Origin of the sequence: Guptibacillus sedimenti, assembly GCF_028610665.1 — a bacterium.
Taxonomy (GTDB): Bacteria; Bacillota; Bacilli; order Bacillales; family Guptibacillaceae; genus Guptibacillus; species Guptibacillus sedimenti.
On the sequence record NZ_JAQQWV010000003.1, the window covers coordinates 67,621 to 91,881 of the forward strand.

Here is a 24,261-nt window from a genome sequence, read left to right on the forward strand (position 1 = left end):
GAAAGCTTTTAGGTAAATTGAGTTCAAATGAATAAGAAATTATTTTCCGTTCAAGAGAAAAAATGATAAAGTAATGAAGGTAACCGCTTGAAGGGTTGAAGCAACTGAGGTGAAAACGTATGAATCGATATACCATAATAGATTTTGAAACGACAGGAAACTCCCCTAAAAATGGGGATCGAATCATTCAGATAGGATTAGCAGTTATTGAAGATGGAGTGATCGTTGATCGGTATGCATCATTTGTAAATCCTGAGAAATCACTTCCTCTATTTATACAACAATTGACCGGAATAACGGACGAAGATTTGAAAGATGCACCATTATTTGAAGAGGTGGCTCCAGAGCTTCTCAAACGATTGGACGGGGCTTATTTTGTTGCCCATAACGTACGCTTCGATCTTAACTTTATGAATGCGCAGCTTGATGTGAGTGGATATGATCCGTTTACAGGACCAACGATTGATACGGTGGAACTTGCTCGAATTTTATTGCCAACAGCAGAAGCATATAAGTTGTCTTCACTTGCAGAATACTTAGAAATTCAACATGACAATCCACACCAAGCAGATAGTGATGCTGAAGTTACAGCTGAACTATTGCTCTTTCTTTTTGATAAACTGTATGGTTTACCACTCGTAACACTCGAACAGTTAGCGGAACTTTCCACTCGACTATCGAGCGATATGGAAGTGGTCTTACATGAGATCATACAAGACAAAAAGAATAGGATTGAACCAGAAGGCAACTTTGAGATCTTTCGAGACATTGCGATTAAGTTACAAGAACAAACCAGTGAAGTGGATTCTCCACATCAATCGATTCAATTTGAGAATGCACAAAAAGAGTTTGAACAAAAAATGGCTGAAACAATCCCGGATTTTGAAGTGCGAACAGGTCAAAGCGATATGATGAAGCAGGTGGCTCATGCCTTTGATACAAATCAACATATTCTCATTGAGGCAGGTACAGGTATAGGTAAGTCATTAGGTTATTTACTACCTGGAGTCGTTCATGCTAAGAACTCCGGCAAGCCAGTTATTGTTAGTACCCATACGATTCAATTACAAGAACAGCTGCTACAACGAGATCTGCCTTTTCTTCGTGATATTTTGCCATTTTCCTTTAAAGCTACGATTATCAAAGGAAGAAGTCATTATTTAGACTTAACCCGATTCGAACAGCAGCTACATCACGTTGAAGAAGACAATTACGATACGATTTTAACGAAGGCACAAATTCTCGTCTGGCTTCTTGAAACGGATTATGGGGATGTGGAAGAGTTAAACCTTTCTAGCGGTGGAAAGATTTTCTGGCATCAGGTAAAAAGTGATGCAGCCGTTTCCGCTAATCACCGTTCTCCATGGTTTTCGCGTGACTTTTATCATCGAAGAAAACGCTTTGCGATGAATGCGGATTTAATTATTACAAATCACGCTTTATTATTCAGTGATTTAATTAATGAGCATCAGTTATTACCCGCTTATCAGCAGGCCGTGATTGATGAAGCTCATCATCTTGAAGATATTGCTACTGAGTTTTTTGGCATCAAAACCGATTATTTCTCGATTCTACAGGGGTTTGTCCGAATGGGACTAAAGGATGGCGACGGAATTTATGGAAAAGTTCTGAGCATTTTAAAAAACCTGGAAGTCGAAGTAGAAGAGACAAAAAATGAAATTGATGCATATGTGAAAACGATTCTTGGAGATGTTGATGAACTTTTTCGTATGCTTCATCGTTACGTACAAAAAAACATTCATCGCTCAAATGAAATTGGTCGATTAAGCTATCGGATTACAGGTGAGAATGGCTCAGCATGGGAAGCAATTCAAGAAGCAGCCCATCGTTTGGTTTTCTATTTGAAAGATCTAGATAAATCATTAAAAAAGCTAGAGAAAGAACTTGATTTAAAAGAAGATGAGCTAACGAGAGAACAGTTAAATACGTCTGCTGACTTTAAAGGCATTCATGCGTCTGTTTTAGAGGAGCTCTCAAAAGTTGATTATCTGCTTCTTAATGAAAGTGAAAACGATGTAAAGTGGGTAGAAATTGATCCTAAAGGATCGTTAAATTCGGCATTTTTGTTCAGTAGACCAGTGGAAGTGGGTTCCCTACTTTCAAGCGACTACTTCGGAAAGAAAAAAAGTATATTGTTAACATCCGCTACGCTTACTGTAAAGAATTCGTTTGATTATATTACGAAGCGACTTGGTTTGGAAGAATTCGGGCCGCTTATTCACCAATATCATTCTCCATTTGATTATAGTGAGCAAGCACGACTGATGATACCTACAGATTTGCCTATGATTAAAGATGTATCCGATGTTCAATTTGTTGAACATATTACGGATGCGATTCTTCAAATTGCCCGCGTCACGAGGGGAAGAATGCTTGTTTTGTTTACATCTTACGACATGCTTAAAAAAGCACATCATCGAATGAAAGAATTAATCGCTCATGATGAACTAACGTTGATTAGTCAGGGTGTTGATAGCGGAAGCAGGGTTAGGCTAACAAAGAATTTTAAAGAAAGTGAAGACGCGATTTTGTTTGGTACGAGTAGCTTCTGGGAGGGCGTGGATATTCCAGGAGAAGATTTAAGTTGCCTTATCATCGTTCGCCTTCCATTCTCGCCGCCTGACAACCCCGTTTTTCAGGCGAGATCGGAGCAATTGAAAAGTTCGGGTGGTAACCCATTTATGGAACTTTCGCTACCTGAAGCAATTATTCGCTTCAAACAGGGGTTTGGAAGGCTCGTTCGCTCGCAGCGTGATCGAGGTGCAGTATTTATATTCGATCGCCGCATCATTTCGACTAGGTACGGTCGATTATTTGTAAAATCCTTACCTGATGTCCCATTAATTAAAGGGACAACAGAAGAATTGGTAAATGAATTAGATCTCTGGTTATAATGCACATCTTCATCACAAACTACTTCTATGAGGAGGGATTGTGATGAAGAAATTACTTGTGTTGATGATAAGTACTTATAGTCTTATGCTCGGTGCAACGAGTGCTGAAGCCTCAATTCAATCTGTTGATCTTCATTTAAGAAATCATGAAGTGGCAGTGACGTTTCTTGACCTTTCAATTGGAGAAGCCATTCTTCTTCAATCAAAAGAAAATGGAGCTGTTTTAATTAATACAGGTAGTTCTCATTCGGAACAAGAGTTAATAGATCGTCTGAAAATATTTAAGGTAAAGGAAATTAGAAAAGTTTGGCTTACAAATGCGGATGAAGCTTATACAGGGAATTTTTCCAACTTGCTTCACTATTATGATGTGAAAGAAGTGTTTTTATCAAAGGGAGTAGAAACGGCTTTTCTTACATCTATTCCATCACACATTGAAAAACAGCACATTCAAGAAAATCAACAGCTTGAGCTGATGGAGGATGTGAATGTAGAAATACTGAACATCTCTAAGACAGGTTCCGTTACTTTTATGCTATCCTTAGGAAGTCAGGATTTATTAATGATGGGGGAAACAAATCTTGAACTTGAAGAAGAAATTGCCTCTTCCGGGAGAGCGGTAGAAGTTTTGAAAGTGGCTAATTTTGGTGCTGGAAATGGCAGTTCAACCGAATTTCTTAGTGCGATTGATCCACAAATGGCAGTTATCTTTCGTCATAACAACATTGACGTAAGTGAATCGGTACTCGAACGTTTGAATGAAAGCTGGACGGACGTTTACTATCCTTATCGAATCGGAAGTGTGACCCTTCGTATTCAAAATGATCGCTATGATGTCATCACTCTTCCTACAAAAGAAACAAGATAAAAGTTTCCTCATCGAAATTGTTGCAAAAAAACGGAACTTATTTAAAAATAGGAAGAGAAAATGTTTTTTTTAAGGTTTGTTTAGAAAGCAACATAAAAAAATAGCCTGCGCATCGCGCAGGCACTGTTGGAAGTGGAGCAGATTTAATGCACCGTCTCTGACGGTACTTATAGTTTGTCTCACCTTCTGCCATCTATAAGTAGTAAATTTATCCCGGAGAAAGCGCAGCACTCCACATAGGCATCAACACATATAGCACAGGGAGATGACAGGAATGGAAAGCAACATTGAAGTTTTATCGACAGTAAAAGTGAGTAAGTCCCTTGATATTTATAAGATTGTAGATTCGTTAAATCGTACGTTAAAAGAAAAAGACCTTATGTTTGGGCTTGCACTTGATGAAGAAGATCAGGATCAAATGATTTTCACGATCTACCGTACATAATAGGGTGATAGTATGCGACTGATAGGAATTATTGCTGGTGTTATTGTAGCACTGATGGTTTGGCAAGGAGTCTTTTTTTATAACGCTATTACGGATCATCCTGATAAGTTAGAGGACAAAGCGATTGCTCGAGCTGAATCTGAAGCAGTGATCGAAGAAGTTGATAATGCTGTCCAATATCATGGGACGAGTGATGCGTATGTCGTCTTACAAGGAAGCGATAAGAACAAGGATGAGGTTTACGTCTTTGTACCAGACAACGATCAACCTCTTGTAACAAAGAAAGTGGAGGAAGGCGTTAGTGCAGAAACGGTTAAAAAGAAATTGAATAATGAATTTTCTCCACAAGAGATTATTAATATTAAACCAGGTATTGAAGTGAATCAAGAAAAGAAACAAGTACTCGTATGGGAAGCAACGTTTATCGATACCGACAATCGCTATACATTTGCCTATTATTACTTTAGTAATGGGGACTACTGGCGCTCACGGTCGATTAAACAAAGCTAATGGACTTAAGGGAGGAAAAGAAATGCAATTATCAACTCGTGTAGCAGCTCTGACACCATCTGCCACTCTAGAAATTACAGCAAAAGCAAAAGCGTTGAAAGCTGAAGGTCATGATGTAATCGCACTTGGTGCAGGGGAACCTGACTTTAATACGCCTTTACATATTCTGAATGCAGCTAAGAAAGCAATGGATGAGGGACTAACAAAATATACGCCTTCGGGTGGTATTCTCCCTCTAAAAGAAAGTATTATCGCAAAGTTCCAGGAAGATCAAAATATCGCTTACAATGCTGATGAAATCATTGTGTGTACGGGAGCGAAACATGCGCTTTATACATTGTTTCAGGTAATCCTTGATGAAGGTGATGAAGTCATTATTCCTACACCTTACTGGGTAAGTTATCCTGAACAAGTAAAGCTAGCTGGCGGAAATCCAGTTTATGTAGAAGGTAAAGAAGATCATGCATTTAAAGTAACAGTGGCGCAGCTAGAAAAAGCGATCACGCCTCAAACAAAGGCGGTTATTATTAATTCTCCTTCAAACCCAACCGGCTCAATCTATACACCAGATGAGTTGAAAGAAATCGGTGCTTTTTGTTTAGAAAACAATATTCTTATTGTTTCTGATGAAATTTATGAAAAGCTCGTTTATGATGGAGCAAAACATACTTCTATCGCAGAACTCTCTACTGAATTAAAAGAACAAACGATTATCATTAATGGCGTATCTAAATCTCATTCGATGACTGGATGGAGAATTGGGTATGCGGCAGGACCAAAAGAAATCATTAAAGCAATGACGAACTTAGCAAGTCATTCTACTTCAAATCCTACATCTATTTCACAGTATGCTGCTTTAGCAGCTTACGAAGGGTCACAGGAACCTGTCAATGAAATGAAAACAGCATTTGAAGAACGATTGAATACCGTTTATGAAAAACTGAATAATATTCCAGGATTTACTTGTGTGAAACCTCAAGGGGCTTTTTATCTGTTCCCTAACGCAAAAGAAGCAGCAGAGAAAACAGGGTATGAAAATGTCGATGCTTTCGTAAAAGGACTTTTAGAAGAAGAAAAAGTAGCGCTTGTTCCTGGCTCGGGATTTGGTTCGCCTGATAACGTAAGACTATCTTACGCTACATCACTCGAAGTCATTCTCGAAGCTATTGAACGTATCGAGCGATTCGTAAAGTCCAAACAGGCTTAAGCGAGTTGTTCAATATACAAATTATCGGTATAATAAGTACCGAACATTCGATTTAGCCATCTTAACAAAGAGATGCATGGCGCTATTCTCATTATAAATTGGGAGTGTGCGCCAATTTTTTCTAATCAGTTGGAGGGAAATTAGCAGTGAAAACGACGATTTCAAACGTAAATAAACAGGTTGAACAAACCGTTACAATTGGAGCCTGGTTACATAATAAACGATCTAGTGGTAAAATCCAGTTTCTTCAGCTTCGCGATGGTACTGGTTTTATTCAAGGAGTTATGGTTAAGAAAGAAGTTTCTGAAGAAGCATGGGAAACAGCGAAAAATCTTACACAGGAATCATCCGTTTGGGTAACAGGCGTGGTACGTGAAGATGACCGATCTCAATCTGGCTATGAATTAACTGTCACGAACGTGGAGCTTATTCACGAAGCTGTCGATTACCCGATTACCCCAAAAGAACATGGTACTGAATTCTTAATGGATAATCGTCATCTATGGATCCGCTCAAGACGTCAAAATGCGATTCTTCGTATTCGAAATGAAATTATTCGCGCTACGTATCAGTTCTTTAACGAAAATGATTTCGTTAAAATTGACCCGCCTATTTTAACAGGAAGTTCGGCAGAAGGCACAACTGATCTCTTCCATACGAAATATTTTGAAGAAGATGCTTATCTTTCTCAAAGTGGCCAACTTTACATGGAAGCAGCTGCAATGGCTTTTGGACGCGTTTTTTCCTTTGGTCCAACGTTCCGTGCTGAAAAATCCAAGACCCGTCGTCACTTAATAGAGTTCTGGATGATTGAACCTGAGATGGCGTTTATGGATCACGATGAGAGTCTTGAGGTTCAAGAACAATATGTGAGCTTCCTTGTGAAATCAGTACTAGAAAATTGTCAACTAGAATTAAAAACGCTCGAGCGAGATATTTCAAAACTTGAAGCAATTCAAGCGCCGTTCCCACGTATTTCTTACGATGATGCCATTACATTATTGAAAGATAAAGGATTTACGGATATTGAGTGGGGCGAAGACTTTGGTGCACCTCACGAGACAGCCATTGCTGAAAGTTTCGAGAAGCCAGTCTTTATTACGAACTACCCGAAAGATATTAAGGCCTTTTATATGAAACCAGATCCTGAACGCGAAGAAGTCGTTTTATGTGCTGACTTAATTGCTCCCGAAGGCTATGGTGAAATTATCGGAGGTAGTCAACGAATCGATGATTTATCTCTTATGGAAAAACGCTACGAGGAACACGGCTTAACAGACGATGCTTATAAGTGGTATCTTGAACTGCGTCGTTATGGTTCTGTTCCACATTCAGGATTCGGTCTTGGTTTAGAGCGAACGGTTGCCTGGCTTTCAGGTGTGGAACATGTTCGTGAAACAATTCCGTTCCCACGTCTTTTAAATCGTCTATATCCATGATAAACTAACAAAGCTGACGCTTCTTTCGTTATGAGAGAAGCGTCTTTATCTGAAAAATTGCCGAAGTTAGAAGCATTTAAAGTACCAAAGATGGATATTGTTAGAGGATAGATTAAAAATGTATTGCACGTAGCAAAGGCATTTTTTTCTACTCCCATCACAAAATGCCGGCATGCTATAATGAAAGGTAGAGGTGGATGGGATGAAGAAGGAACAAATCATTCATATGATGAACGAGGGAAATGTTTCAGTACCAAGATTGTTGTTAAACCACTATGTTCACATTGGTTTGCAAGAAGAGGATACTTTCTTTTTAATTAAGCTACACAGTTTTATTGAACAGGGAAACACTTTTCCAACGCCAGAAGAGCTTGCATCAGCGATGACCTATTCGCCTCAAGCTTGTTTAGATAAAATACAGCAGTTGATGCAAAAAGGTGTTTTAACAATTGAAGAACACCAAAATGATCTGAAAAGTTATTATTCAGAAGCCTATTCGCTTCTTCCATTGTGGGAAAGAATTTTTAAAGCAATCGAGCAGGAAGAAGCAGAGAAATCTGCAGCGAAAAACATGGAGCAGGAAGAAAGTCTTTATACGTTGTTTGAGCGTGAGTTTGCAAGGCCGCTTTCGCCAATTGAATGTGAGACGCTTGCGATGTGGATTGATGCTGACAAGCATGATGCAGAGCTGATTAAAGCAGCGTTAAAAGAAGCTGTGCTCGGTGGTAAGTTAAACTTCCGCTACATTGACCGAATTCTTTTTGAATGGAAACGAAATGGCATCAAAACGGTAGAACAGGCGAGGGCCTATGGGGAAAAGTTTCGAAAGCATCAGTACGATAAAAAATCGCCTGCTAAAACAGAAACGAAAAATGATTCAAATCAAAGTGCGCCAATCTATAATTGGCTTGGACGATAAATACGTATCAAGAAAGCGGAAGTGTGGCTTCCGTTTTTTGTTTGTGAAGAAATAAAAATCGTTTCGAATGGAAGAAAGGAAGTTGGACTGTTGTTAACGAAAGCCCAAATACAAACTGTTCTTGAAACAATGGGGGAAATGTTTCCTGATGCGCACTGTGAATTGAATCATTCGACACCTTTTGAACTTGCCATTGCTGTGGTGCTATCTGCTCAGTGTACAGATGCTCTTGTTAATAAGGTAACGCCCGGCCTATTTGAGAAATACAATGGGCCAGAGGATTTTCTTCATGTGCCGATTGAAGAGCTAGAAAATGATATAAGGCGCATTGGCTTGTTTCGAAACAAAGCAAAAAATATTAAAAAGCTAGCAAGAACCGTTGTAGAACAGTATAACGGTGTCCTTCCTGAGACGAGAGACGAATTAATGGCGTTAGCAGGGGTAGGCCGAAAAACTGCGAACGTGATTGCTTCCGTTGCTTTCAACGTACCTGCCATTGCTGTTGATACGCATGTTGAGAGAGTGAGCAAACGTCTCGGAATTTGCAGATGGAAAGACTCAGTACTTGAAGTAGAGAAAACGCTCATGCGGAAAATTCCAGAAGAAGAGTGGTCCGTGTCTCATCATCGCTTTATTTTCTTCGGAAGGTACCATTGTAAAGCGCAATCTCCACAGTGTGAAATTTGTCCGCTATTGGAACTATGTCGAGAAGGACAAAAACGAATGAAGCAGCGAGCGCGTGGTAAGTAAAGAATAGTTAATAGTTAGCAGTAATGTAAATAAGAAAGAAAAGCCCACTCTGCGTATACGCAGAGTGGGCTTTTTGACGTTATTCGTTTTCATTTGCAGGTGGAGCATTAGCTGGAGCGTTACCCTCTGGAGCGGGTTCTTCAGTATTCTCGGTATTTTCAGGATTATCAGGCTCAGTGGTTCCAGCATTGTTACCAGAACCATCTTCACCATTACCTCCTGAACCGTTATTGCCCTGGTTCCCTTGATCCTCTCCATCGCCAGCATTTCCACCTTGATCATCAGCAGGGGGCTGTTCTTCATCTCCCTGGTTGCTTTCGGTGTCGCCGCTACCGTCTTCACCTTGCTCATTATTTCCTTCTTCAGGCGGTGTTTCGCCTTCTTCTTCAGGATTTTCTTCTTCTGCCGGCTCTTCAGGCTCCTCTGATTCTTCTTCTTTCGGAACTGATACAGAAGTTTCAGCTGGTTTCGTTGAAACGCCTGAATCTGAGACGGCTGTTACTTTAAATTTATATTCGCTACCTTTTTCAACATTTTGTACGGTAAATCCAGTGTCACCCGTTTCCGTCAACCCTTGATAGCCACCGCCGTTTACAGCCATTTCGACTTTATAGGTGAAGGATTTATCTTCACCAGGCTGCCAAGAGAGGGCAATGCTATTAGAATCAGCATTATACTGGGCAGATAGACCTTTTACGCCATCAGGTTGTTCGTATTTGGTAGACGTTTTTTCTGGGGTGCTTCCTTTTACAAAAAGTTCATACACGATTTGATCTTTCGGTGTGTAGTCACTTGGAAGAAGCCCTGTGCTTTTTTCTACGCCAACTTCTACAACAGAATCAGGTTTCTGGAAGTCAGCCGTGTTAACGCCTTCTGATACTTGACTCATAATTTCTTTAAATATCAGTTTAGACGTATCGTCTTCCCCTTTATTTGAATCAAGATAGTGGGCATTAGGTTCGTTGTATCCTGTCCAAACGGCCATCGAGTATTCAGTCGTGTATCCAGCAAACCAGGCATCTTTTACAATTCCTGAGGTAGGAAACCCTTGTTGCTGAACGACAGTCGAATCGTGGTTGGTTGTACCAGTTTTACCGGCAACAGGTAGACCAGGTATTTTGGCATCTGTTCCTGTTCCTTCATCGACAACTGATTTTAGCATATCGCTAATCATATAAGCGGTATAATCATTCATTGCCTTCTCCGGTTCAGGCTCAACATTAATTTCTTTTCCATCCGGGAAGACCACTTTTCGAACGGTATGTGGTTCGTTGTACGTTCCACCATTACCAAATGCCGCATATGCACCAGTCATTTGAAGGGGAGAAGTACTAAATGTTCCAATCGCAGCGGTAGGAACCATATCCTCATCTTTTAGCCCCATACCAAGTTTATTAGCAAACTCTTGAGCTGGTTCCTCTCCAATCTCAAGGAAGGTGTTTACAGCGGGCACGTTATAAGACATTTCAAGAGCACGTCTCATCGAAACCTGACCACGGTATTCGCGGTCCCAGTTTCGGATATTTGCATCACCTATTTGTAATGGCTCATCTTTAATGGATCGGCCAGTTGACCACTGCTTGTTTTCAATGGCAGGTCCGTAAGCAATGATTGGCTTAGCCGTTGATCCCGGCTGAAACTGGCCAGTTGTAGCGTACGTGATGACACTCTCATCTTTCCGAGTTTCACCAATTGCACGAATGGAACCAGTTTTTGTATCCATTAGGACAAGGCCTGATCGCATATCTTCATTGGAATAGGGATAGTTTGCAATCACGTTAGACGTAATATCCTGAGCGCGAGTATCAAGCGTTGTATAAATTTCAAGTCCGCCTGAGTAAATATCTTTTTCAGAAATATCATCTCGATCGCGCAGTTCTTTGACAACTTGGTCCATAAAGACTTTGTATTGATCGTTTTCTTTCTCTTCCGTAAGGGCTACAATCATATCACTAACTTTTTCAGCTTGATATTTATCTGCTTCTTCGGCAGTAATAACACCTTGCTTTTCCATTAAGCTAAGAACAACATTTCGACGCTGTTCAGCTTGATCGGGATATTCATATGGATTGTAGTAAGTAGGACGTTGTGGTAGCCCTGCGAGTAGTGCAGCTTCACCTGGTGTTAATTCTTCTTCAGTAATATTTTTACCAAAGTACGTTTCGGCGGCATCGACAACGCCCCATGCTCCGTTACCGAAATAAATTTTATTTAAATACATTTCTAGGATCTGATCTTTTGAATATTCTTGCTCAAGCTTAATGGATAAATAAGCTTCTTGAACTTTTCTTTCTAATGATTTTTCAGATGTTAATAGAGAGTTTTTAATTACCTGTTGCGTAATTGTGCTGGCTCCTTCAGCTCCAAAACCGTTTGTAATGTTTGCAAGAACGGCTCCACCAATTCTTCTTGGGTCAATACCAAAGTGTTCATAGAAACGAGTATCTTCAACTGAGACAAATGCATTTTTTAGAACATCTGGTATTTCATCGATTTTTGCTACTTCTCTTGCATCAGCGCCTTCGATTGTTTGAACCTCTTCATCATCTCGGTCAAGAATGACAGATGACTGTGGATTCGTAAGCTTATCAGGATCAAGCTCCGGTGCACTATTAATATAGGCAATTGCTGTTATGCCTCCAGCGACTAAACCGACTAGAAATAAAACAACTAATGTAAGAAAGATTTTTTTGAAAATGCTTTTCTTACCTGATTTTTTGGGAGCTTTCTGCTTCTTACTACTTGTTTTACGTCTTTCTTGACGTGATTGATATTCACTCATGAATATTCCTGCCTTTCAAACCTGTACTAGTAATAGGATTCGAATGAATCCATTGTTTTATGAATTAAATAGAAGACATCATTAGCTGAAATACATTTTATCAATAATTTTCAGATAGTCAATGCGTGGTTGAAAGGTATATGGGATACGTGTGCCTTCTTTTTCAATCTCTTCTTTTTTTATTGATTTCCTGCCGCCGTCTTTCATTAATTTCCAATGAGAAAAGAGAGCAACTGCATCAAGTAAAAAAACCTCATCGGTGATTGAAAAGCGGAGAAGGACAAAGCAGATTCCATCATGATCCTGTACTTGTTTCATATGACTGATCTGATGTTCATGAAAATTATTTAAAGGAAAGGACGTCTTGTTCTTCGTTTCTTTGGCTTCAAAATCGATGTATTTTCCTCTATAGACTCCATTATAATCGGTAGTCGAAGCCTGTTTGAAGTAAGCTTCTTTAATAACAGCCGCACTCCGTTTCGGATAATCAACATTAACAATTTGGACGGGCGTAGGCTTTTTGTGAATAACGGCTTTACCTGTTGAGAGATAATACGTATTACTCTGATTAATATCCTCTTCTAGTGTCATACCTCGGTTGCTATATGACTTTTGTTTTTGACTTGCCAGCTGATTCTGAGCCGAAGGGACGTACGGCTTTCCGTTCGGATATCGAATCGGCACGTTAATCATCCTTTCTATTTCGAAGGTGCACTGAATCTATTTTACTTTACTTAATACGAGTTGTACGACAAAAATGTTTCAAGCAGGTGAAAAATGTTGTGAAAAACGCATTGGAGATCATTCGTCAAATTAGAAGAGAAACGAAAAAGTGGAATATGGATAATATTTCACGTACCGTATTTTATCATCACTATTATCAACGGAATCCAGAAATTAAATGGGCATTTTTAGCTTCAATGGTTTCTCGGAATGCGGGTTGGAGTATGTGTGATTTACAGGGAGAGTGGTTTCCAAAAGCATTAACGAAGCAACAATTAATCAATTTCTTCATGACATATGAACGCGCCAATTGGACAATATTTGATGATGCAGCGCCACAGCTTATGCTATACGAATTTAGCAAAAGAAGAAAGAGATCTTATTTTGAGCTTGGACAAAAATTAGATATATCGGAATTTATTTTGAAGGAATGGGAAAATTTTTTTCAAACTGGTGATGAAAAGCGCTTAATGACGGCACTAATTATAAATGAACAGCATGTGATTGAAGCACCAGTAATGAAACATCATACTTATGCAAAAGAAGTTTTTCATTCTTTCTTTTTTACAATTCAAGATTGGTTTCATTTTAGTACGGTTCTCTTTCCAACTATGAGAGGTGAGTTATACGGTTTGTCTGTCAGTCGTTTCCGACATACGAAAGATCGCATTGAGCTTGGGAAAAAATTAGCTAAGTTGCTCTTTCATCCGACATATTTTGAAGAGTTTTATCGTTTCGCGACAAACACGTATCCTACAGGGGCGCGTTTTGATTATGAACGGTATATGAATAAAAAGCGAGAAGGCAAAATGCTACGTCAAGTTTATCCGCTCATTTATCATCATCGAAAAGAAAGACAGGATTGGTACCATGGGCAATCACTCGTAAAGAAAATGCTAGAGAATGACGTAACGCTTCCAGCTGAACTTGCCTTATCGGATTGGTATGAAAAGAAAAGAAGTGAAATTCGTGTTGCTGTTGAAATAGAAAATTTGCTCATAAAAAAAAGCAGGAGATAACCCTGCTTTATGTTGAAGGACGATCGGGGCCTTCCGTTTTCTTATTTCCGTACCCAGTTTTCGGTTCTTGCTGTTTTGTTTTCTGATTTGGTTTATCAAATTTTTGTTTTTTGTTCATTTGTACCACCTCCTACTCTTAGTTTGATCAGATGTTACAAAATCATGCCCCTTCTTTGTCGAAATTACTTTCCTTTAGCAGTAAACCACTACCTTTGACGAAACCGTTCTAGTTTTGTCAGCGAGGAAGGCAATGAAGAGAGGAAAGAGAATATGTAGTATACAAACTTACAGGCAAAGGCCTGAGAATGACAGAAGGGATGGGATTGCATGTTATTGAAAACAAAGCAGGTTTCAGATGAACTTGGTGTAAACCCTACTACTGTTCAAAGGTGGGTAAAGTATTTTGATTTAGCATGTGAAAAGAATGAACTCGGACATTTTCTTTTTTCAAGCGAAACAGTTGAGAAACTAAAATCGATTAAAAACGATTTAAGAAGGGGTTACTCAATGGAAAAAATCAAATCATCAGGAACGAGCGGTACTAAAGAAGAGGTTATGATATCTCCAGAACGGTTTGAACAAAGACTAGATCGTTTTTCAGTAAGATTGGAACAGCTTGAGCGTCAGTTGGAGGAAAAGGCGAATGAAGTGATTACCGTGCAAGTTTTACAGCACCGAACAGAATTAGATGAATTAATGCAAAAAATAAACATGTTGGAAGAAAAATTGATTGAGCTTGAAGATCACACGTCTATACAAGAGGCAGTAGGTCAGTCGACGGGCAAAGGAAAGCGTCCCTGGATCATGAGTCTGTTCAGTTTCTAGAAAGAGTTGAATATGGTTCCCTTCTGACCTTATGTCCTATTGGATATAAGGTTTTTGTATGTAAACGATTATCGTGTGTTAGGATAGATTGGTGGGGGTGAGGATCATGCAAAATACACAAAAATTACGTGAACTGACTAAGAAGTTATTAGAAATAAATGAAGAAGCAAGAGTGCAATATACAACGCGCACTCACCTTGAGGACTATAAGGTGAATTTCTATGAAGAAGTGAAACCTTTTGCTGATCGAGCATTAATGCTTCTTAAAGATTGGGAGCCTTTAGCGAGGGAATGGGTTATGTCCAACAAACCTAAATATTTGTATCCAATTCAAATTAAGAATACGTTTGAAAATATTGAAATGATTTCGGTTGTAGCCTGGCAAAAAGATACAGGGCCAAAAAAATTTAATGAGCGGGTACAATCGGTTGAATATGTGTTAGAAAAGTTAATGGAGGAAGTGAAGTGAGACGGGAGAGATTCCCGTTTAATAATTAAATTTCACATACCATACTAAATGAATAAAATTTCCTTTTTTAGTGGAACACTAATAAAAAAGGGAGTGAGTTTATGACAGCATATTTGTGTCCTAGATGTAAGACGAATCGTATGAGATTTAATAAAATTGAGCAAAAAGCAACTTCAGTGAAGTTAGACCCAGAGTCAGGAGAAGTCGTTTCTGTTATGGAGGAAGGGAAAGCGGATCCTTTTCATATGCAATACAAAGGACCAAATGTCCGAGTTCAATGTGCTGCATGTGGTGAAATTGGAGATGAAGAAACCTTTATTCAATTTGCTAAATCTCACCCGCGTCATTCCTAACTACTTGTCCCTCTACCATTCATGATATAGTGAAACGATAGGGGGTAACGGTATGTTTGATCCAACCATTTATGAAAATGTTAAAGTAGTCTTAGAAGGAGAACTTTATGATCGGGATCTTGAAGGAGAGATCTCGATCGTAAGTCGCGAAGATTTGGTAGATCTCGCATCGCTTTCAAGAAAATACCTAATAAAGTTTACTGGAAATGAAGATGTTTATGTGACAATCGAGCTATTCGCCGACCTCGCTAATTTTAGTGCGGAACAGCTACAGCTAGACCAAATTGAACCTGGATGTGAAATTAAAATATACTTCGATGTCCTCATATCAGATGAAGAAGTTTGTGCTGAAATTGAAGAAGACATTCGAAGTATCTGGGGAAATCGTCCAACTATACGGCAAACTGTTTCTTTTCCTTATGCAGAGGATCACCAGGATGTTTCATTATCCACTCAAGTATTATTAGAATTTAACCGTAAAATTAATGAAGATCAAATTAGTGATTTAGGTGATCTTATTGAATATGCGATTCAAACATCTAATCTTCTTGGAGAATAAGAAGGAGGCGGATTTCTCCGCCTCCTTTATCCATACTATTCAGTTAGCGATTAGTAGCTCCCGCCGCCCATTTGCTGTTCAGCCATTTGGACAAGACGTTTTGTGATTTCTCCTCCAACAGAACCGTTAGAGCGAGCAGTGGAGTCTGGACCAAGTTGAACGCCGAATTCACTTGCAATTTCGTACTTCATTTGATCTAAAGCTTGTTGTACACCAGGGACTACCAGATTGTTTGAGCTATTGTTGTTTGCCATGTTGTGTACACCTCCTTGACTAATATGATGCTCAGGAGAAAGACTTGCTATACAACTTTGTTAAAGGGACATTATGGTAAAAAACGCACTAATTTTTCTGAAAATTTAGAGGATTAGAAGGCTGTTAATCGAATTTAGTTATGTATAACACGAACAAACTGGAGGGAATTCGAGTATGGATCGTTTTATAAAAAAGTCAGGATTTTACCAGAACTTTGACAAAAAAAGAGTAGAATATTGGATGGTGTTAACAGAAGATAATAAAATACTTGTATCCTGGCTATGTTGGAGTACGCCACAACATATTGTAGAACAATGGAAAGGCTCCTATGCTTCTTAACAAAACCGCTTTAAGCGGTTTTTTATTTTGTTATTTAAATTTTCAGCAACGATTTATTATAAGTCATCAGAAGTTTGTTAAATAGGGTATATAAAAATAAACTGTTTTCAGTTGGCGCATAGGAGGCTATAATTAAATGCGGATCAGGTCTTTTTTACTAGACAATTCATTCAACAATAGAACGAATAATGTAGTTAGCACGTAAAAGAAAGAGGAGCTTCCATGAGTTTAAAACACATTGCGCATCTTATTGTCGTTATCTGCATAACAACGAGTTTTATTCCTGTCGTAACATCTGCTAAAGAAGCCCCAACCATTAGAAGTGAGACTGCGATCCTTATTGATGGAAAGACAGGACAGGTTCTTTATGAGAAAAACAGCTCAGAAGAAATGTATCCTGCAAGCATTACAAAAATTGCAACCGCATTAATGGCAGTAAAGTCCAATAAAATGGATGAGATGGTTACTGTTAGCGAAAATGCACGGGCAGCAGAAGGTACAAGAGTTTATTTAAAGGAAGGAGAAACAGTTCCTTTAGATAAATTAGTAAAAGGTATGATGATTAATTCAGGAAATGATGCTGCCATTGCTATTGCAGAGCATTTGAGCGGAGATGTGGAATCGTTTTCTAATGAATTAAATGAATTTTTGAGTGAAGAAGTAGGCGTTCGGAACACTCACTTTGTCAATCCTAACGGTCTTTTTGATAAAGAGCATCTGACGACTGCAGAGGATATGGCGAAAATCACCCAGTATGCAATGAAAAATGAAGAGTTTCGCTCGCTATTTGGAATGAAACAATTAAGGTGGAGCGGGGAAGACTGGGAAACGACTCTTATTAATCACCATCGCCTCTTACTTGATTATGATTTCGTTACTGGTGGAAAAAATGGCTATGTATCAAAATCTGGTTTTACCCTAGTTACGACTGCTTCGAAAGATGATCAAGAATTAATTGCTGTTACGATGAAAGCAACTGATGACAAAATCGCTTATCAGGATACATTAAATCTTCTTAATTATGGATTTAGTGACTTTACACCGGTTGAGTTTGAGAAAGGAACTGAACTGGGCGTTGTAAATCAAAAGCAATACAGTCTTTCAGAGGACATTACACTGTATCAAAATGACGATCATCCGATCGATCTTACATTATCAAATGAAAACCAACTCGTGAGTGTAGGAAATTCGTATCGTTCAAATCTTGATTTAGAGTTATTAACCACAACTTCTATAGAAAGTAATGCTCCAGAGCAAAAAACTGAAGCTAAACCTGTTGCACAAGTTAAGGATGAGGAAACAGAATCTATTTTTTCAAGTAGCACGATCCTTTATCTAGGGATTGGCATTTTTCTCTTCATTATCATTTGTTTGATTTTTGGAAGAAGCAATACTTCTGTTAAAAGACATCGTACATTTCCATAAATAAAACTAAAAAGGACCTGTGGGTCCTTTTTAGTTTTCTAGAGAAAACGAAAGTTGTTTTACAGCCGTCATTCCCTGGCCAACTGCAGAAGCGATGCTAGACAAAAGTGGGCGCGTACAAACATCTCCAGCAGCATACACGTAGGGAAGTGATGTTTCGCCATCTGCATTGCATTTTATATAGCCATCGTCATCAAGTGCAATACCTTCACTGTAAGGTCCGGTGTTTGGTTGGACACCAATTCGAATAAATACACCATCCACTTCAATTGTTTCATGAAGATCTTCGTTAGATAAGGATAAAACTTTCCTACCTTTTCCCTTCATTCCAGTTACGACAGTTTCGGTTAGGATCGTAATGTTTTCATGTTCCATCACAGGATCTTTATATTCTTGACGAGCTTTAAAGTGATTAGAACGGTGAATAAGGGTTACTCGAGAGCCAGCTTCAGCAAGTAATAAGGCACCCTCAAAAGCTCGATCGCCTCCGCCAATTACTGCTACGTCCTTGTTAATAAATTTAGATTTATCTCTAGTAGCTGAATATACTTCTTTCTGATCGATCATTTCTTGTTCACCGGGAACATGGAGTTTTCGAGGTGATGATCCTGTGGCAATAAGCAAAGAGCGAAATTCATATGTATCATCAGCGGTTGTTTTAAGAATTTTTTTCTTCCAATCAATTGACGTAACAGCTGAATTTAAAGCATAGTCAACATCTATTTTATGGGCATGTTCAGTAAGTTTTTTCTGAAGGTATTGACCGTTTGGAGCGATCATGCCAGGGTAATCAACAATTTGATTGTAGATGGTATTTAATTGACCACCGAGATCATTCTTTTCTTCAAGTAACAAATGATTTAGTCCGAGGCGTTTCGCCCATATGGCAGCTGAAATGCCAGCTGGTCCTCCCCCGATAATTAAGAGGTCTTTTTTCTGGTCCACGAGTTGTGCCCTCACTTCCATGTTGCAAGCCATTTCTCAAACTCTAGCCAATTGTTAACACGAGGAACATCAATGTCAGCATTATAAGGATAATTCATGGCGATCGCTGTTCTGCCAGTATTTTTAAAGGCCATCAGATTATGAGGGGCATCATCAAACAATAAGTCACCGCGAATCATTTCTTTTCGATGAGAGAAAATCAAATTATTCTTACCGATAAAAGGGAGGTTTTTCTCAACCCACTGTTCTTTTTCAGTATAAGCATATGTACGGCTGCTAGTTACAATTAGAACATCATAATTCAAAGAAAGTCGTTCAAGAACTTCGATCGCATATGGAAGAGGTTTTAAGTGAAGGAAAATACCGGGTTGATCCAGGTACTCATAAATCTTCTCACCACATTCGCTTTTCACATAATCTTCAGAGCGCCAGCACATAAGATTTTCAACAGAAAGATTGTCTTGATAATCTTCGTTATATCTGCGGTGCCATTCTGACATCAAATCACAAATGACAGAGTCCATATCAATTAGAATGGTTTTCATTAAATCACTTCTTTCATTATACATTCTTTATCACTATAACAGCGAATGGAAAATGGAACAATTCCACTCATACAAAAAGCAAGAACCAATTGGTTCTTGCTCAGTGGACTAGCATTTAATAAAAGCAGTTCCTACGATGATAAGCAGGATGAAAAGAACGACGATTAGCGCAAATCCATTTCCGGCAGGTCGATGACAAGGCATACCGTATGAAGCTCCAGCTACCGGCTGATAAGGCTCGTTTCCGTATGGTGCATTGTTTGCATGGTACATAGTATTAGGTCCCCCTTTAATTTCTCTTTCTTTATCACTGTATGTTGCCGTCTAGAAATGATATAGGCAGGAGCGGAGGAGAACCTAAATTAGGTGAATGTCACAGGAAAAAATCTAGGAACTAATGCCTTTATCTTTTGTTTGTGCTTGCTTTAAGAAGTTGAATTTATAATCGTCAGTCAGTTCTTTTACTTCCTTACTAAGGAATAAAATGGCAATCACATTTGGAACAACAAACAATGCGAGTGTAATATCAACGAGCTCCCAAACGAATTGAAGGCCACCAATAGCCCCAACAAAAATCGAAAGAATATAAACGACACGCATCACTCTAGAAAAAGGAATCCCAAATAAGTACTCAGCTTGTTTTTCACCGTAAAACACAAGTACACCAATCGTACTAATGACAAAGATCAATAAGAGGGAAGAAACGAATATGGGTCCCCAGGTAGGTCCCATTAATCCAGAGAATGCATCTGATACCATATCAGCTGCGTTAGAAGGCTTCACATCTTTCCAAGCTCCTGACAAAAGTACAGTGAATGCTGTAACGGTACAGAGGACGATTGTATCAATAAATACGCTGAAGATGCCCCATAATCCCTGTCTACATGGATGAGGTGTGTGTGCTGCAGAATGGGCAATGGATGCTGTACCCATCCCGGCTTCGTTCGAATAAAGTCCACGAGCCAGTCCCCACCTAACCGCAGCAGCAAATCCTGCACCAGCAAATCCACCTGCAGCAGAGATTGGTTGAAAAGCGTGGACGAAAATTAGGCTGATTACGTTCGGGAATTCCTCAATATTAATAATCATGACGCCGATCGCACCAGCAATATATGTAAGAACCATAAATGGAACGATTTTTTCAGCAACTGCACCGATTCGACGAATTCCACCAAGTACAACAGCGGAAATAAGAACGATTAAGATAACACCAGTCAGCCATGTAGGCATTCCGAAAGCACTTTCAGAAAGAGTTGAAATCGAATTTGTTTGAACCATGACACTTGGTATAATTTCAATCATTAATCCAAAAGCGAAGAGAGAAGAGGCAAATTTCCAGCCTAACCCTTTTCTTATGTAGTACATTGGGCCTCCAACATAGACACCGTTTTTATCTTCTTCACGATATTTGATACCGAGTACAATTTCTGAGAATTTAGTGGACATCCCGATAATGGAAACGACCCACATCCAAAAAATTGCACCAGGTCCACCGAAAGCGATGGCAACAGGAACCCCAACTATGTTCGTTGCACCAGCAGTAGATGCAAGCGCTGAAGCAAATGCTTGAAAAGGCGAGATGGTGCCATCACCTTTTTCTTTTTTGAATACTTTACCGATCGTATGTTTTAAGGCGTGGGGAAAAAACAGGATTTGAAAGAATCCTAACCGTATTGTTAGAAACAAGCCGCCTCCTAAAAGTAAGATCATCATTGGGTAACCCCAGATGAATGCGGAAAATTCGGTTATTGCATTTAAAATAGCGTCCATTGCCAACACTCCTTATATGTAGTACTAGTTTAATTATCCATATAGTGGGAGAGCGAAACGCTATTTGTAAAATTATGAAAAAATGAGTACAAAGACATAGAGCCGGTTTTCACCGGCTCCCGTTTAATGCATTTGAGGTGGCTGATTGTTTTGTTGCTGTTGCGCACCACTCAGTTGGTTCTTAACTTGTTGTATTTCATTAACCTGAGCTGGCGCTGCAGGTTGATAGTACCCTTTCTGCTTTGCGTACTGATAAAGGCTATACTGTCTCTGTTCATCTGTATTACGGATCTGTTGAAGAGCCTGCCGGAGTTGCTGATTATCAGCTTGAGAAATCACGCTTCCGTAATTACTTAAGCTACTGTTTAACACTGATAAATAGTCGTTTACCATATCTTTTTCGTTCATAAGATCCCTCCTTAGCTTAGAAAGCCCATTAGTTGTTGTTGTGTATGACGTGCATCTTGAGCATCTTTTTGTAGCATTTGCTTAAGCTGTGGGCAGGTACACGACTCCGCGTAGGAATCAAGTTTGTTTGCAAGTGTTTCGTGGCCGCCAATCATATGACGTAAGTTTTGAAGTTCAAGTTCATTAAGTTGACTCATCCAGTTTCCCTCCTTCATTTTAATCATGTTTAGTATGAATGGGGAGGTTTGGAAATATACAACCTTAAGCGATAACATTTCGTTTGTTAGAAAATTGTTGATACGTCTTTTCACGCATGATGGTTTTAAGAATCTCTACAACGTGATAGACGTCTACATAAGAAGAATAAAGGGCAATCGGTGCGAGCCTAATCACGTTTGGAGAACGGAAATCTGGAATGACGCCTTGTTGTTTTAACGCTTTACATATACGTGCGGCATCATCATGCTCCAAACAAACGTGTCCACCGCGCCGATCATCTTCTGATGGGTTCGTAATCACAAAGCCATCTTCTATTAAGTTCTCTTGAACAAGTTCCATTAAAAATCTGGTTAGGGAAAGCGATTTTGCTCGTATCGATTCAATTCCTGCATCATTCATCAATTCTAATGACCCGATTAATGGGGCCATGCTAAAAATATGAGGTGTTCCAATTTGATAAGCGCCTGCGGTTTCTGCATGAGTAAGCGTATGACTCATATCAAATTGCACGTCCTTTTTTGAACTGAACCAACCCGCAAGTCCAGGGCGTCTTCCCAGGTGATCCTTATGAACGAAAAGGCCGCCAACTCCACCAGGTCCACTATTTAAGTATTTGTATGTACACCAAACGGCGAAATCCACCTTCCATTCATGAAGTTTATGTGGAATGGCTCCTATTGAGTGAGCCAAATCAAATCCGATGATCGCTCCTTTATCATGAGCCGCTTTCGTTAACTTTTCAATATCGAGTAATTGACCACTTCGATACAGAACAGAAGGAAGAAGAATTAGGGCAACTGTCTCATCAATCGCCTCAATAATGTCATCTTCCAATAGCGTTCTACCATCTTGACTTGTAACTTGAATAAGGTGTGTATCTGGTGATAACCCGTGAAGTTCTAATTGACTTTGAATCGCATAAATATCCGATGGAAATGTTAGAGAATCAGCAAGAATTTTCGTCTTTTTACCAGAAGGTTTAAAAAATGTAGCAAGCATCTGATGAAGGTTAGTTGTTATAGATCCGGTTGTCATGGTTTCAGAAGAATGGGCGCCAATTAAGGTAGAAGTCATTCCACCAAGGTTCTCAGCCATATAAAACCAGGGTTGTTGACCATCAGTCCAGCCGTCTATTCCATGGTGTTTCCAGTCTTCTAGTGATTGAAGAAGAGAGGATTCAGCTTTTTTTGAAAGAAGACCAAGAGAATTTCCATCCATATATATCCTGTTCGGATTCAAATAAAATTCACGTCGGAACTTCGCAAGTGGATCTTTCTCGTCGAATTTTTTAGCATTTTCAATGGACTGTGTTAAACTCATAAGAAACAGCTCCTTTTCTACCACTAATCGTATGAAAGGGATAAGGACCTGTCAACGCTTTCACTCTTTGTGCAAAAAACTTTCTTTGTTTTTTTAGGATAACGATTGACTTTTTAAATGATCTAATGGTATATTATTAAACGTCGCTGATGCACAGCACATGCGGGTGTGGCGGAATTGGCAGACGCGCTAGACTTAGGATCTAGTGTCTTACGACGTGGGGGTTCAAGTCCCTTCACCCGCACCATATATTTTTTGCGCCCGTAGCTCAATTGGATAGAGCGTCTGACTACGGATCAGAAGGTTAGGGATTCGACTTCTCTCGGGCGCACCATACATAATGTAAGTGGCGGTGTAGCTCAGCTGGCTAGAGCGTACGGTTCATACCCGTGAGGTCGGGGGTTCGATCCCCTCCGCCGCTACCATATTTCAATTTCATCATGGAGGGGTAGCGAAGTGGCTAAACGCGGCGGACTGTAAATCCGCTCCCTCAGGGTTCGGCGGTTCGAATCCGTCCCCCTCCACCATGATTGGGCTATAGCCAAGCGGTAAGGCAACGGATTTTGATTCCGTCATGCGCCGGTTCGAATCCAGCTAGCCCAGCCATTTGCGGGTGTAGTTTAGTGGTAAAACCTCAGCCTTCCAAGCTGATGTCGTGGGTTCGATCCCCATCACCCGCTCCATTACATATTTTAGAGAAGAATACCAGAATGAACTTTCCATCATAATTTAAATCATGATATACTAATGATTAGATGAGAAATCTTCTCCATATCATGCGCCTTTAGCTCAGTAGGATAGAGCAACAGCCTTCTAAGCTGTGGGTCAGAGGTTCGAATCCTCTAAGGCGCATACCAAAAACCCTTGAATAGAATTTCTATTCAAGGGTTTTTTTGTTCTTATACACACGAGTAAGTGAGCATAGAGGTCATTTGCAATAAACGAGTAGAGCATCTAATTTAAAGATATATTTGGTACTGAATGGACAAGGATAATCGAAAGGAATTCATCTTGTTTTAAAGGAGGATGAGGAGATTATATCCGAACGATTAATTGTAATTTAATTAATTTGTTCACTTTTAGTGGTTTGTTGTCCCATTTTTCTTTCGTTTGTTTCTGTTTTATGCTACTATATCCGTAGAAATCATTCGTTGCAGTAACTGACGACAATTGTGGAAATAACCATAGGGGAGCTGTGACGGACTATGCCGGTCGTCTGGGCGAAGAAATGAGACAACTCATTCTTTACCAA

At 39.5% G+C, this 24,261-nt stretch carries 25 protein-coding genes, 7 tRNA genes and 1 riboswitch; of the genes, 22 read left to right on the plus strand and 10 right to left on the minus strand.

Features of this window, described 5'->3' with window-relative positions; genetic code table 11:
* Positions 1 to 119: 119 nt before the first annotated feature.
* From dinG to nth, 8 genes are all read left to right on the plus strand, one after another.
* Entirely contained in the window at positions 120 to 2,915 is a 2,796-nt protein-coding gene (dinG, locus tag PQ578_RS14815) for an ATP-dependent DNA helicase DinG (protein ID WP_273835085.1), read from the plus strand.
* A 43-nt stretch (positions 2,916 to 2,958) separates the two neighbouring features.
* Entirely contained in the window at positions 2,959 to 3,783 is an 825-nt protein-coding gene (locus PQ578_RS14820; protein WP_273835087.1) for a ComEC/Rec2 family competence protein, read from the plus strand.
* Positions 3,784 to 4,057: 274 nt separating this feature from the next.
* Entirely contained in the window at positions 4,058 to 4,228 is a 171-nt protein-coding gene (locus PQ578_RS14825) for a YpmA family protein (protein ID WP_098443938.1), read from the plus strand.
* A gap of 12 nt (positions 4,229 to 4,240) precedes the next feature.
* Entirely contained in the window at positions 4,241 to 4,738 is a 498-nt protein-coding gene (locus PQ578_RS14830) for a cell wall elongation regulator TseB-like domain-containing protein (RefSeq protein WP_273835093.1), read from the plus strand.
* 22 nt (positions 4,739 to 4,760) lie between these two features.
* Positions 4,761 to 5,945 (plus strand): pyridoxal phosphate-dependent aminotransferase, encoded by a 1,185-nt coding sequence (locus tag PQ578_RS14835; protein ID WP_273835095.1) that lies wholly within the window; start codon positions 4,761 to 4,763, stop codon positions 5,943 to 5,945.
* Positions 5,946 to 6,091: 146 nt separating this feature from the next.
* A complete protein-coding gene (gene asnS / locus PQ578_RS14840; protein WP_273835097.1) occupies positions 6,092 to 7,384 on the plus strand; it encodes an asparagine--tRNA ligase in 1,293 nt (430 codons plus the stop codon).
* A 202-nt stretch (positions 7,385 to 7,586) separates the two neighbouring features.
* On the plus strand, positions 7,587 to 8,303 hold the full coding sequence (locus PQ578_RS14845) for a DnaD domain-containing protein (protein WP_165996257.1): 717 nt from the start codon (positions 7,587 to 7,589) through the stop codon (positions 8,301 to 8,303).
* Between the two features lie 90 nt (positions 8,304 to 8,393).
* Entirely contained in the window at positions 8,394 to 9,053 is a 660-nt protein-coding gene (gene nth / locus PQ578_RS14850; protein ID WP_273835100.1) for an endonuclease III, read from the plus strand.
* Positions 9,054 to 9,132: 79 nt separating this feature from the next.
* Here the strand turns inward: nth and PQ578_RS14855 are convergent, their stop codons facing one another.
* Both PQ578_RS14855 and recU read right to left on the minus strand, forming a co-directional pair.
* Complete coding sequence (locus PQ578_RS14855) at positions 9,133 to 11,835, minus strand: PBP1A family penicillin-binding protein (RefSeq protein WP_273835102.1); 2,703 nt, start codon at positions 11,833 to 11,835, stop codon at positions 9,133 to 9,135.
* 81 nt (positions 11,836 to 11,916) lie between these two features.
* On the minus strand, positions 11,917 to 12,519 hold the full coding sequence (gene recU, locus PQ578_RS14860) for a Holliday junction resolvase RecU (protein ID WP_420541561.1): 603 nt from the start codon (positions 12,517 to 12,519) through the stop codon (positions 11,917 to 11,919).
* Between the two features lie 98 nt (positions 12,520 to 12,617).
* Between recU and PQ578_RS14865 the strand changes: the two genes are divergently transcribed.
* From PQ578_RS14865 to PQ578_RS14885, 5 genes are all read left to right on the plus strand, one after another.
* Positions 12,618 to 13,577, plus strand: a complete 960-nt coding sequence (locus PQ578_RS14865) for a DUF2515 family protein (RefSeq protein ID WP_273835107.1) — start codon at positions 12,618 to 12,620, stop codon at positions 13,575 to 13,577.
* 327 nt (positions 13,578 to 13,904) lie between these two features.
* Complete coding sequence (locus PQ578_RS14870) at positions 13,905 to 14,402, plus strand: MerR family transcriptional regulator (RefSeq protein WP_273835109.1); 498 nt, start codon at positions 13,905 to 13,907, stop codon at positions 14,400 to 14,402.
* Between the two features lie 106 nt (positions 14,403 to 14,508).
* On the plus strand, positions 14,509 to 14,871 hold the full coding sequence (locus PQ578_RS14875) for a YppE family protein (protein ID WP_273835111.1): 363 nt from the start codon (positions 14,509 to 14,511) through the stop codon (positions 14,869 to 14,871).
* 101 nt (positions 14,872 to 14,972) lie between these two features.
* Positions 14,973 to 15,224, plus strand: coding sequence for a DNA alkylation repair protein (locus PQ578_RS14880; RefSeq protein WP_273835114.1), 252 nt, complete (start codon positions 14,973 to 14,975; stop codon positions 15,222 to 15,224).
* A gap of 52 nt (positions 15,225 to 15,276) precedes the next feature.
* Positions 15,277 to 15,783: a hypothetical protein gene (locus PQ578_RS14885; protein WP_273835117.1), complete on the plus strand. Its 507-nt coding sequence runs from the start codon at positions 15,277 to 15,279 to the stop codon at positions 15,781 to 15,783.
* A gap of 50 nt (positions 15,784 to 15,833) precedes the next feature.
* Here PQ578_RS14885 and PQ578_RS14890 read toward each other — a convergent pair whose 3' ends face one another.
* Positions 15,834 to 16,037 carry an alpha/beta-type small acid-soluble spore protein gene (locus PQ578_RS14890; RefSeq protein WP_098443926.1) on the minus strand — a complete coding sequence of 68 codons (204 nt, stop codon included), beginning with the start codon at positions 16,035 to 16,037 and terminating at the stop codon, positions 15,834 to 15,836.
* 175 nt (positions 16,038 to 16,212) lie between these two features.
* On the opposite strand from PQ578_RS14890, the gene PQ578_RS14895 reads away from it, so the two are divergent.
* Both PQ578_RS14895 and PQ578_RS14900 read left to right on the plus strand, forming a co-directional pair.
* Entirely contained in the window at positions 16,213 to 16,377 is a 165-nt protein-coding gene (locus PQ578_RS14895) for a hypothetical protein (RefSeq protein ID WP_179886227.1), read from the plus strand.
* 222 nt (positions 16,378 to 16,599) lie between these two features.
* Positions 16,600 to 17,802, plus strand: coding sequence for a D-alanyl-D-alanine carboxypeptidase family protein (locus PQ578_RS14900; protein WP_273835120.1), 1,203 nt, complete (start codon positions 16,600 to 16,602; stop codon positions 17,800 to 17,802).
* A gap of 30 nt (positions 17,803 to 17,832) precedes the next feature.
* Here the strand turns inward: PQ578_RS14900 and PQ578_RS14905 are convergent, their stop codons facing one another.
* From PQ578_RS14905 to kynU, 7 genes are all read right to left on the minus strand, one after another.
* The gene (locus PQ578_RS14905) at positions 17,833 to 18,780 is read right to left on the minus strand and encodes an NAD(P)/FAD-dependent oxidoreductase (protein WP_273835122.1); all 948 of its coding nucleotides are present in this window, start codon (positions 18,778 to 18,780) and stop codon (positions 17,833 to 17,835) included.
* Positions 18,759 to 19,292: a 5' nucleotidase, NT5C type gene (locus PQ578_RS14910; protein WP_273835124.1), complete on the minus strand. Its 534-nt coding sequence runs from the start codon at positions 19,290 to 19,292 to the stop codon at positions 18,759 to 18,761. Before PQ578_RS14910 ends, PQ578_RS14905 begins: the two co-directional genes overlap by 22 nt.
* Positions 19,293 to 19,400: 108 nt before the next feature.
* Positions 19,401 to 19,565 carry a YjcZ family sporulation protein gene (locus PQ578_RS22515; protein WP_370314233.1) on the minus strand — a complete coding sequence of 55 codons (165 nt, stop codon included), beginning with the start codon at positions 19,563 to 19,565 and terminating at the stop codon, positions 19,401 to 19,403.
* Between the two features lie 114 nt (positions 19,566 to 19,679).
* On the minus strand, positions 19,680 to 21,062 hold the full coding sequence (locus tag PQ578_RS14920) for an alanine/glycine:cation symporter family protein (protein ID WP_273835127.1): 1,383 nt from the start codon (positions 21,060 to 21,062) through the stop codon (positions 19,680 to 19,682).
* 123 nt (positions 21,063 to 21,185) lie between these two features.
* On the minus strand, positions 21,186 to 21,470 hold the full coding sequence (locus tag PQ578_RS14925) for a spore coat protein (RefSeq protein ID WP_224880691.1): 285 nt from the start codon (positions 21,468 to 21,470) through the stop codon (positions 21,186 to 21,188).
* A gap of 11 nt (positions 21,471 to 21,481) precedes the next feature.
* Complete coding sequence (locus PQ578_RS14930; protein WP_098443920.1) at positions 21,482 to 21,667, minus strand: hypothetical protein; 186 nt, start codon at positions 21,665 to 21,667, stop codon at positions 21,482 to 21,484.
* 64 nt (positions 21,668 to 21,731) lie between these two features.
* A complete protein-coding gene (kynU, locus tag PQ578_RS14935) occupies positions 21,732 to 23,009 on the minus strand; it encodes a kynureninase (protein ID WP_273835130.1) in 1,278 nt (425 codons plus the stop codon).
* A 162-nt stretch (positions 23,010 to 23,171) separates the two neighbouring features.
* Between kynU and PQ578_RS14940 the strand changes: the two genes are divergently transcribed.
* From PQ578_RS14940 to PQ578_RS14970, 7 genes are all read left to right on the plus strand, one after another.
* Positions 23,172 to 23,256 (plus strand) — tRNA-Leu (locus PQ578_RS14940).
* A 10-nt stretch (positions 23,257 to 23,266) separates the two neighbouring features.
* Positions 23,267 to 23,343: transfer RNA gene (locus PQ578_RS14945), tRNA-Arg, on the plus strand.
* Positions 23,344 to 23,357: 14 nt separating this feature from the next.
* Positions 23,358 to 23,434 (plus strand) — tRNA-Met (locus PQ578_RS14950).
* Positions 23,435 to 23,451: 17 nt separating this feature from the next.
* Positions 23,452 to 23,536: transfer RNA gene (locus PQ578_RS14955), tRNA-Tyr, on the plus strand.
* 4 nt (positions 23,537 to 23,540) lie between these two features.
* Positions 23,541 to 23,615, plus strand: a tRNA-Gln gene (locus PQ578_RS14960).
* Positions 23,616 to 23,618: 3 nt separating this feature from the next.
* Positions 23,619 to 23,692 (plus strand) — tRNA-Gly (locus PQ578_RS14965).
* Between the two features lie 95 nt (positions 23,693 to 23,787).
* Positions 23,788 to 23,861, plus strand: a tRNA-Arg gene (locus PQ578_RS14970).
* 294 nt (positions 23,862 to 24,155) lie between these two features.
* A riboswitch (ZMP/ZTP riboswitch) is annotated at positions 24,156 to 24,238 on the plus strand.
* The last annotated feature ends 23 nt before the right edge of the window (positions 24,239 to 24,261 follow it).